Raw genomic sequence first — 8,613 nt, 5'->3', positions numbered from 1 at the left:
CCGCCTGGCAGGCCTGGGCGCTCATGGAAGCGCAGCAGGGACAGCCTGAGACCGCCGAGGCCCTCTTGCGCCGCGGGCTGGAGCAGGTTGAGGAACGGCGCGGGCGCGCCCTCTTGCTTTCCGCCCTGGGCAGTATCCTCGCCCACCGTGAGGCTTATCCTGAGGCCGAAGACGCCTTCCGCCAGGCACTGGCTTTCGACGAGAAAGACCCCCTCACCCACTATCACTTTGCCGTGAATTGCCTGATCCCGCAGGGAAAGCTCGAAGAAGCCTGCCGCCACCTGGAGCGCGCCCGCTCACTCCGCCCGCGCAAAGAACGCGACCGTCGCAAAATCGAATCCGCCCTGCGCCGGCATTGTGGTTCATCGTCAGCCAGAGAACAGCCCTGAAAAGCATGTTTTTCCCCTCCGCTAGTTTCTGAAAGAGGCCTCCCATGGATCAACTCCCCGCCCAACTTGTTCAACTCCTCGCCCCCTTCCTGCCCTACCTGCTCAAAGGTGCCAAACTTGCCGGGCAGGAAGCGGCCAAAAAACTCGGCGAAAAGACCGGTGAACAAGGCTTCGAGCAAGTCAAAGCCCTGTGGGACAGACTGCGCCCAAAGATGGAAGCCAGACCCGCCGCGCTCGAAGCCGCCCAGGACGCTGCCGCCCATCCCGACGACGAAGATGCCCTGGCCGCCCTGCGCCTGCAACTGAAGAAACTCCTCGCCGAAGACGATTCCTTGGCCCAGGAACTCGCCCGCCTGCTGCCGCAATCCGGCCCCGCTGGGCAGACCGTCATCGCCAGCGGCAATCGCTCTGTCGCCATCGGCGGGAACGCCAGCGGCAACGTGATCATCACTGGCGACGTCAAACGCTAAAGCCCCGTTTCGTCAGGAGCAACCCGTATGGACCAGGAACAGGCCGAAAAGTCGCAACAAGGGGACGTGACCGCCAAAGGGAAGCGCAGCGTCGCGCTGCTGCAAAAATAGAGCATATGGCAAAGGGGTGTTCGGATGTAATGATGGGAGGATAAGTATGTCAATAACGCTAAAACGCTGGTGCCTGGATCCTCTAACTTTTGAAGAATGGCTGCGCTATGAGCGTGGTGAAGCCGTTGAACGTGTCATGACACCGTGCAAGTTGCCACAGTTGGAAAAACTGATCACTGGCATCTGCTACATCCAGGGCAGCTATCTGGTTACAGGCTATCGCGGTGTGGGCAAGACTTCTTTTGTGAACTATGCGTTAGCCAGGGCTTACAAGCAACTGGCAGAGCAAGAGCCACCTTGTATTTTGATACCGGTGTTTCTAAATCTGGCACGCAGTTATGATGTCGGGAAACTCCTACGGCGCACTATCCGCCAATTGTACAGAACGATAGCCGAGACTTAGAGCCTATCCGAAAAACGGGTATAATTGGGCACAGGAGGTGAACCGATGAGCGAAAAACGGACTCGGACCAGAACACCCACCAACAACACCACTACCGGCTTTCGCATTTCCGATGAACTGTGGGAGGTGCTTCAACCCCTGCTTCCGGAGCATCGGCATACCCACCCACTGGGTGGAGGTCGTCTGCGGCGGTCAGACCGAGCGTGCGCCGACGCCATTTTCTACGTCTTGCGCACCGGCTGCCCGTGGAAAGCCCTGGATGTGACCGATTTGGTTCCACTGCCCACGACCGTTTCCAGGCATGGGTAAAAGCGGGGGTGTTTTTGAAACGTTGGCAAGTGGAAGTGGAGCGCTTTGATGCGTGGAAAGGGATAGACTGGGAATGGTTGAGTATGGACGGAGCCATCACCACAGCCCCGCTGGGAGGGGCAGACACGGGCAAACATCCAACAGACCGGGGCAAGCACGGCACCAAAAGCAGTCTTCTGACCGAGGGGCATGGTGGGCCCATTGGCCTGGCTGTGGACGGAGCGAATTGCCATGCTATGAAGCTGGTGCGCGAAACGATAGAAAACATCGTGGGAACCCGTCCAGAACCGACTGAGGAGCATCCTCAGCACATGGGCCTGGACAAAGGGTATGACTAGCAAGCAGTGCGCGATACTGTGCTGGAGTTTGGGTTTCCTGCCCATATGCGTTCACGCGGGGAAGAGGCGAGAGCAATCGCCCGCGAGGCTGGTAAGCGCGCCCGACGGTGGGTAGGAGAGCGCACCCACAGTTGGCTGAACCGCCTCCGGCGCATCCTGATTCGTTGGGAGAAGAAGGCCGAGAACGATATTGCTTTTCTGCATTTTGCCTGTGCCCTCATTGCTCTGCGGGCAGCAGGGTTATTTGGATAGGCTCTAATCCGTATCCTGACGTAGGTGAGTTCCTCTACCTCAACTTAATCCTAATCTGTCGTCATAGTTCAGAGGGCCAACCTATTAAGTTGACCCTCTCAGTCACATTACCCTTCCCACTGTTCGAGCCGCTTTTTCACCGTAGAGAGGAACTGGTCGGCGGTAGCGCCATCGGCAATCCGGTGATCAAAAGTGAACGAGAGATAACAGAGCGGGCGAATTGCAATGGCATCAAGACCGTTTTGGGTGATCACAACCGGACGCTTGACAACCGCCCCAATACCGAGAATGCCAGCCTGTGGTTGATTGATAATCGGTGTTGCAAAGAGGCTCCCGGTGACGCCGTGATTCGTGATCGTGAAGGTGCCACCTTGCGTCTCTTCAGGGCGGAGACGTTTGCTACGTGCCCGCTCGGCCAGGTCGTTGACGGCTCGGGCTAAGCCGAGCAGATTCTTTTCATCAGCATCAGGAATAACCGGTACCAGTAAGCCCTCGTTCAAGGCCACGGCGACGCCAATGTTTATGCGACGGTGAATGATAATGCCCTGGTCGGTGAAGCTACCGTTGAAGACCGGTACAGCCTGCAAGCCGGCTATCGCAGCCATAATGAAGTACGGCGTCATTGTGAGACGGACACCCTGGCGACTGAATGCTTCCTGGTGGGCTGCTCGATGCGCTATCACCCGACTTAGATCGACCTCCATAACGGTAGTGACGTGAGGTGAGGTCCGAACTGAACGCACCATATGTTCGGCAATGCTGCGTCGCATTGGTGTTAACGGCACGAGTTCGGCATCGGCAGGGATTTCAGAAGTTGTTGGCGCGGTAACCGGTGGTGGAGTGGGTACAGGCGCTACCGGCATAGGTGCCGGTGCAGGTGTAGGTATTGGAGCAGGCGTTGGTGCGGCGGGTGCAGGGACCACAGGTGTTGCTGCCGGTGTTGCGGGTTGCTTTTCGCGCTCCGCCAAAAAGCGCAGCACATCTTGTTTGGTAATCCGCCCACCCTGACCGGTACCGCGAATCTGCGCTGGATTAAGTTGATGTTCCGCCAGTAAACGGGCAACCACCGGCGAGAGATAGGTATTTCGTCCATCGTCAGTTGCTGGTGGGGCCGTGGTTGCCGTTACCGTGGTCGTTGTAGCACGCGATTCTGTTGCTGCTACGGTCGTTACCGGTGCTGCAGAAGTAGCCGATCCTGTGGCGCCTGCCGGTGTCAGTCGGGCAATGACGGTACCAACCCGCACCGTTTCTCCTTCCGGCACCAAAATCTCGTGCAGAATACCAGCTTCAGGGGCGGGAACTTCTGTGTCAACTTTGTCGGTGACTACTTCAAGCAGCGGTTCGTACTTCGCGACCGGATCACCGGGGCGTTTTAACCACCGGCCAACCGTACCTTCAGTCACACTTTCGCCGAGTTGGGGCATTTTAATCTCAATCATGTATCTCACCTACCACATGGTTCGCAACGTATATCGAGAACGCACGATAACACGCACTGACCTGTTTCGTTGTCGTCGGATCATGCTGGGTTGAGCGTATCAATACGCTGCCAGGCGACGCATTGCTGCGGCAATCGAAGCTGGTGATGGCATAAAAGCCGCTTCCAGCGAATGGGCGAATGGCATTGCCGGTACATCCGGGCCGCCGATCCGAACAATCGGCCCGTCGAGATACTCAAATGCATGTTCGGCAATAATCGCCGCTACTTCACCGCCAAACCCGCCAAACAGATTATCTTCGTGCACGATCAACACCTTGCCGGTACGCCGTACACTGGCGAGAATTGTCTCGGTATCGAGTGGGCGCAACGTGCGCAGATCAACTACCTCAATACTGACTCCTTCCGCGGCTAGTGTTTGCGCAGCTTCCAGGCAGTAGTGCAACATCAGGCCATACGCAAAGACAGAAATATCCTCACCGGGGCGTTTGATGTCGGCGGGACCAATGGGAACCCGATAGTCCTCTTCGGGTACAAAGCCTTTGATCAGGCGATAGGTCTTCTTGTGTTCGAGAAAGAGTACCGGATTCGGGTCCTCGATAGCACTTTTCAGCAACCCTTTGGCATCGTAAGGGGTTGAAGGAGTAACCACTTTCAAACCAGGGACATGGGCAAAGAATGCTTCAACACTCTGACTATGGTAGAGTGCGCCGTGGATACCGCCGCCGTAAGGCACACGGATCACCAGCGGCACTTCCCAATCACCGTTTGAGCGATAGTGAATACGGGCTGCCTCTTGCACGATCTGGTTGAATGCTGGCGCAATAAAATCGGCAAATTGAATCTCGGCAATTGGCAGCATATCGTTCATAGCGGCTCCGATACACGCGCCGACGATCACACTCTCGGCCAACGGCGAGTCGATAACGCGCATCGGTCCATACTTGTCGTAGAGACCTTCTGTGACACGGAAGACACCGCCACGCTTGCCAACATCTTCACCAAAAATAAATACGCGCGGATCGGCTGCCATTGCCTCATCTAGACCCTGGCGAATAGCTTCGAGCAGATTCATCTCAGGCATAACATCCTCCCTGGCAGACTAACGACGTTGGCGTGGTGGTGCATAGACATGATCGTAGAGCGTTTCTGGCTCGGGCATTGGTGCCTGTTCGGCCTCTTCAGTTGCCCGATCAACAATGGCCTTGATCTCGGCTCGCATCTCTTGCTCTTCGGCTTCGCTCAAGATGCCGTGTTCCCGCAACTGCGCAACGAACCGCACAATCGGGTCTTGATGGCGAACCAGAGTGATTTCGTGTGGTGGGCGATAGGTGCGATCATTGTCATCGCTTGAATGTGCCGTCATTCGTACTACTCGTGCTTCGATCAGCGTTGGCCCATCACCACGTCGGGCACGCTCAACGGCACGACGGGTTACTTCATAAACCGCCAGCACATCGGTACCATCAACACTTATGCCGGGAATCCCATACGCTGCGGCGCGTTCGGCGACACTCCCGATTGCCATCTGCTGACGCTGATGAACACTGATCGCGTATTCGTTATTTTCACATTGAAAAATGACCGGCAGCCGGTGTACGGCTGCCAGATTAACTCCCTCGTGGAAATCACCCTGACTGGTTGTACCCTCGCCAAAGGAAACCCATACCACCGCGTCGCCACCTTTAATCTTCTCGGCCAGTCCGATTCCGGCAGCATGCGGAATTTGCGTACCGACCGGTGATGATTGAGTGACAATCTTCAAACGCCGGCAACCGTAGTGGGCTGGCATCTGTCGGCCACCAGAGCTAGGATCGGTGGCGCGGGCAAACAGGCCTAGCATCACCTCAGTAGGGGTCATGCCCATCACCAGCACCATTGCCAGACCGCGATAGTACGGTAAGATAAAATCTTTTCCGCGCGTTAAGGCAAAGGCGGCTCCAACCTGGGCTGCTTCATGTCCCTGACAACTAATCACAAACGGCGCTTTGCCTGCGCGATTGAGTACCCACATACGCTCGTCAAGTGCGCGTGCCAACATCATGTACCGCAGCATATCGCGGAGCGTGTGCGGCGGTAGATCGTGCCCAAATCCCGGATCGGCACTGATTTCTTTGATCGAGACGGTCATCGGCACTACCTTCCTTTCCGTATGTTATGCATATCAAAGACCCGCCACGATTCGCCGTAGCGGGACGTAGTAACGCATGCGCACACTGGCTGACGCTTACGTTCCGTCCCCATCGACGGCGATCGGTCAATCAGGTAATCATGAATAGTATAGCCGAAAAATGAGGTTGGTGCGAACGGAGATTATCAGGGGTAGGTCGTTTCAGAGTGGTCAGCTCCGAGTCGCTTTTGATAATCGGACGATACCACTGTAGAGCGACACTGACGAACCGCGTGCATCCACTGCCGATGAGTCGCGACTCTCGCAATTACCTGTGAATGCAGATCTCCGTTTCGCGTTGTGTTGTGTACGACCTGACACGGTTTACACAGACAGAGTTGGTGTGAGCGTGTGAGATACCTTCATCGGTGAACACAACCACCAACCGAACATATTGATTTCCTCGTGCTCTCGTTCCTCACTCCTCATCTTCGCCGTGATATAATGATAGCCGAATCATCTCTCCCCTGTAAGGAGTACTGCCGTGAACATCAGCGAACGCCCGATTAGCCGGTTTCCGGTACCTGACCGAATTGCAGACCTGCCGGATGATATTCGTGAACGCATCGAGAAGGTTGCTGAGAAGAGTGGTTTTATCCCCAACGTTTTTCTGGCACTAGCGAAAAGGCCTGATGAGTTTCGGGCCTTTTTTGCTTATCACGACGCCTTAATGGAACGTCCTTCTAATCTGAGTAAGGCCGAGAAAGAGATGATCGTTGTTGCTACCTCGGCGGCAAATGATTGTTTGTATTGTGTCATTGCCCACGGTGCAATTCTCCGCATTCGCAGTAAAAATCCGCGACTGGCCGATCAAATTGCGACTAACTACCGACGCGCCGAAATCACCCCTCGCCAACGTGCCATTCTCGATTACGCTTTGAAGGTAGCGATCGACTCGGCCCGAATTAGTGAAGAAGATTGGCAACCCCTGTTCCAGCATGGTCTGACCCAGGACGACATCTGGGAAATAGGTGCGATTGCAGCCTTCTTCGCAATGAGCAATCGGCTGGCCAATATGAGTGCACTCCGTCCCAACGATGAGTTTTATACGATGGGCCGTTAAACGTGTTTCCTGCCTGCTCGCATAAAGGTAATTTTCATGGCTATTGTCATTCGTGTCCTGCTTCCCGCCGTTGTGGTAGGACTGATCCTTGTCAATGCAGGTTGTGCGATAGCACCGCCTTCGTCGCCCGCTGCAACCATCGCGAAACCGACGGAAATAACTTCCAGTCCATCGGATCCGCAGCCTGAACCGGCACGACCACCGACCGCTACCCCTGTCGTTGGTCTCGCTAATCCGGCTGCCAATTATTGCAGCGAACAGGGAGGGCGGCTGGAAATTCAAACGACCAGCGATGGTGGGCAGATCGGTGTGTGTCTGTTTAACGACGGTTCGTTGTGTGAGGAATGGGCCTTCTTTCGGGGTGAGTGTCGGCCTGGCGATCAATACGCTTTACCGGAAGGCGCTGCTGAAACAACCACTATCGAGCCAAAATTCGCCGAACTCTTTGCACTGGTACGGGAAAATCTACCGGCAAACGCATTTGATGGTTTCGCAGCCCAGCCACTTACTGCTGATGGGGAACGCCAATTGTGGGTTGTTCACAGCACCGGCATGCGAAATTTCGACCTCGATCCATCAGTGCCACATTTTATTGCTGTGTACGAGTACACAGTTGGCGGCTGGCAACAACTTGATCGTCAGTCGTTGCAGTCTGGTGAAGGTATGGAAACACTCGAACCAGATTTTATTGGCGTGGTACAACAGGTGAACATTGCTCCTGAACGAATCTGGCTACAGATCGAGGGCGGCTTGGGTGCGCACAGTGGTAGTTACCATCTGTTCAGCTTTGCCGACAATACGCTACGTCAGGAATTGGTTGCCTTCTCGTCGAGTCCGGGGTTAGGTACTATCGCCGACCTCGACGGCGATGGTGTTGCTGAAGTGGTGCTTGATCAGTCAGAACGCTACGTTTTTTGCTATGCCTGTGGGGTTTACTATCCTTTTTACCAAGTCTATAGCTGGGAAAAGAACCAGATGGTCAAGCGAACCATCAGTGAATTAGTGCCTGAATATCAAACAGCTCCGTTCGCCGATCAGAATCGACAGGCTGTGGCATTTACTCAGGCCGATCTCTGGATAGATGCTCTGGCAGCAATTAATACTGCGGTAAATGCTGCTGGTAATAGTGATCCACCAACGACTGGTGGATCACTGCGCTGGAATCAGCGCCTGATCCAGAAGATACACGATGCTCACCTCAGAGCAATTGACGAGAGTGCTTTTCCGCTGATCAATCACGTGTTTTTTGGTGATTACGATGGCGCAGTAGCCCTGATGCGCAGCTATACACCGGCTGACATCTTCAGCGTTGAATCGCCACTCATTGTGGGGACGGTTGCGCAAGGATGGGAGACAACGCTGGGTGAATACCTGGTATCAGAGAGTGGGCGTGCGCTGGCGGTTGTTCCTGAACGTGCTGCCATCTATTTCATTCGGGCCTGGGGGCGCTTTCTAAAAGACTCTGCCGATCCTGAGATTGAATCCGATCTGGATCGCGCTGCTCAATTACAGCCTGATACACCACTGTTTGTTGAGTCTGCTACCTGGTGGAGGCAACGATAAGGTGAGTGAGCGGGTTTGCAGTTTTCAGCTTCAGATTGCATTCGATGACTACATTGCCCCTTACTGATGGCGGCTCTCGCCTGCGAGCGCGGGCCCCCGGCCCGCAT

At 55.1% G+C, this 8,613-nt stretch carries 8 protein-coding genes and 1 pseudogene; 6 read left to right on the top strand and 3 right to left on the bottom strand.

What is annotated here, in order from left to right:
* The 4 genes and pseudogenes from JE47_RS0118375 to JE47_RS20735 form a co-directional block, all read left to right on the top strand.
* Positions 1-389 (top strand): tetratricopeptide repeat protein (locus JE47_RS0118375; protein WP_152556108.1); only part of this gene is annotated, 389 nt, incomplete at its 5' end.
* Positions 390-433: 44 nt separating this feature from the next.
* The gene (locus JE47_RS0118370; RefSeq protein ID WP_031461148.1) at positions 434-859 is read left to right on the top strand and encodes a hypothetical protein; all 426 of its coding nucleotides are present in this window, start codon (positions 434-436) and stop codon (positions 857-859) included.
* A 157-nt stretch (positions 860-1,016) separates the two neighbouring features.
* Positions 1,017-1,373, top strand: coding sequence for an ATP-binding protein (locus JE47_RS0118360; RefSeq protein ID WP_031461147.1), 357 nt, complete (start codon positions 1,017-1,019; stop codon positions 1,371-1,373).
* Positions 1,374-1,418: 45 nt separating this feature from the next.
* A pseudogene (locus tag JE47_RS20735) lies at positions 1,419-2,272 on the top strand (IS5 family transposase).
* A gap of 107 nt (positions 2,273-2,379) precedes the next feature.
* Here JE47_RS20735 and JE47_RS0118345 read toward each other — a convergent pair.
* The 3 genes from JE47_RS0118345 to JE47_RS0118335 all read right to left on the bottom strand — a co-directional run bounded on the left by JE47_RS0118345 (position 2,380) and on the right by JE47_RS0118335 (position 5,841).
* Positions 2,380-3,711 (bottom strand): dihydrolipoamide acetyltransferase family protein, encoded by a 1,332-nt coding sequence (locus tag JE47_RS0118345; protein WP_031461144.1) that lies wholly within the window; start codon positions 3,709-3,711, stop codon positions 2,380-2,382.
* A 99-nt stretch (positions 3,712-3,810) separates the two neighbouring features.
* Positions 3,811-4,794 (bottom strand): alpha-ketoacid dehydrogenase subunit beta, encoded by a 984-nt coding sequence (locus JE47_RS0118340; RefSeq protein ID WP_031461143.1) that lies wholly within the window; start codon positions 4,792-4,794, stop codon positions 3,811-3,813.
* A gap of 18 nt (positions 4,795-4,812) precedes the next feature.
* Positions 4,813-5,841 (bottom strand): thiamine pyrophosphate-dependent dehydrogenase E1 component subunit alpha, encoded by a 1,029-nt coding sequence (locus JE47_RS0118335; protein ID WP_031461142.1) that lies wholly within the window; start codon positions 5,839-5,841, stop codon positions 4,813-4,815.
* A 523-nt stretch (positions 5,842-6,364) separates the two neighbouring features.
* Between JE47_RS0118335 and JE47_RS0118330 the strand changes: the two genes are divergently transcribed.
* Positions 6,365-6,943, top strand: a complete 579-nt coding sequence (locus tag JE47_RS0118330; RefSeq protein ID WP_031461141.1) for a peroxidase-related enzyme — start codon at positions 6,365-6,367, stop codon at positions 6,941-6,943.
* A gap of 36 nt (positions 6,944-6,979) precedes the next feature.
* Entirely contained in the window at positions 6,980-8,506 is a 1,527-nt protein-coding gene (locus JE47_RS0118325) for a putative hemolysin (protein WP_035419917.1), read from the top strand.
* Positions 8,507-8,613: the final 107 nt, after the last annotated feature.

This window comes from Chloroflexus sp. MS-G (assembly GCF_000735195.1).
Taxonomy (GTDB): Bacteria; Chloroflexota; Chloroflexia; order Chloroflexales; family Chloroflexaceae; genus Chloroflexus.
This window is presented reverse-complemented; position numbering and strand designations above follow the sequence as displayed.

Excerpts from the sequence above, each read along its gene's own strand:
- JE47_RS0118370 (WP_031461148.1), top strand. The coding sequence starts at position 434 with ATGGATCAACTCCCCGCCCAACTTGTTCAACTCCTCGCCCCCTTCCTG.
- JE47_RS0118360 (WP_031461147.1), top strand. The coding sequence starts at position 1,017 with ATGTCAATAACGCTAAAACGCTGGTGCCTGGATCCTCTAACTTTTGAA.
- JE47_RS0118345 (WP_031461144.1), bottom strand. The coding sequence starts at position 3,711 with ATGATTGAGATTAAAATGCCCCAACTCGGCGAAAGTGTGACTGAAGGT.
- JE47_RS0118340 (WP_031461143.1), bottom strand. The coding sequence starts at position 4,794 with ATGCCTGAGATGAATCTGCTCGAAGCTATTCGCCAGGGTCTAGATGAG.
- JE47_RS0118335 (WP_031461142.1), bottom strand. The coding sequence starts at position 5,841 with ATGACCGTCTCGATCAAAGAAATCAGTGCCGATCCGGGATTTGGGCAC.
- JE47_RS0118325 (WP_035419917.1), top strand. The coding sequence starts at position 6,980 with ATGGCTATTGTCATTCGTGTCCTGCTTCCCGCCGTTGTGGTAGGACTG.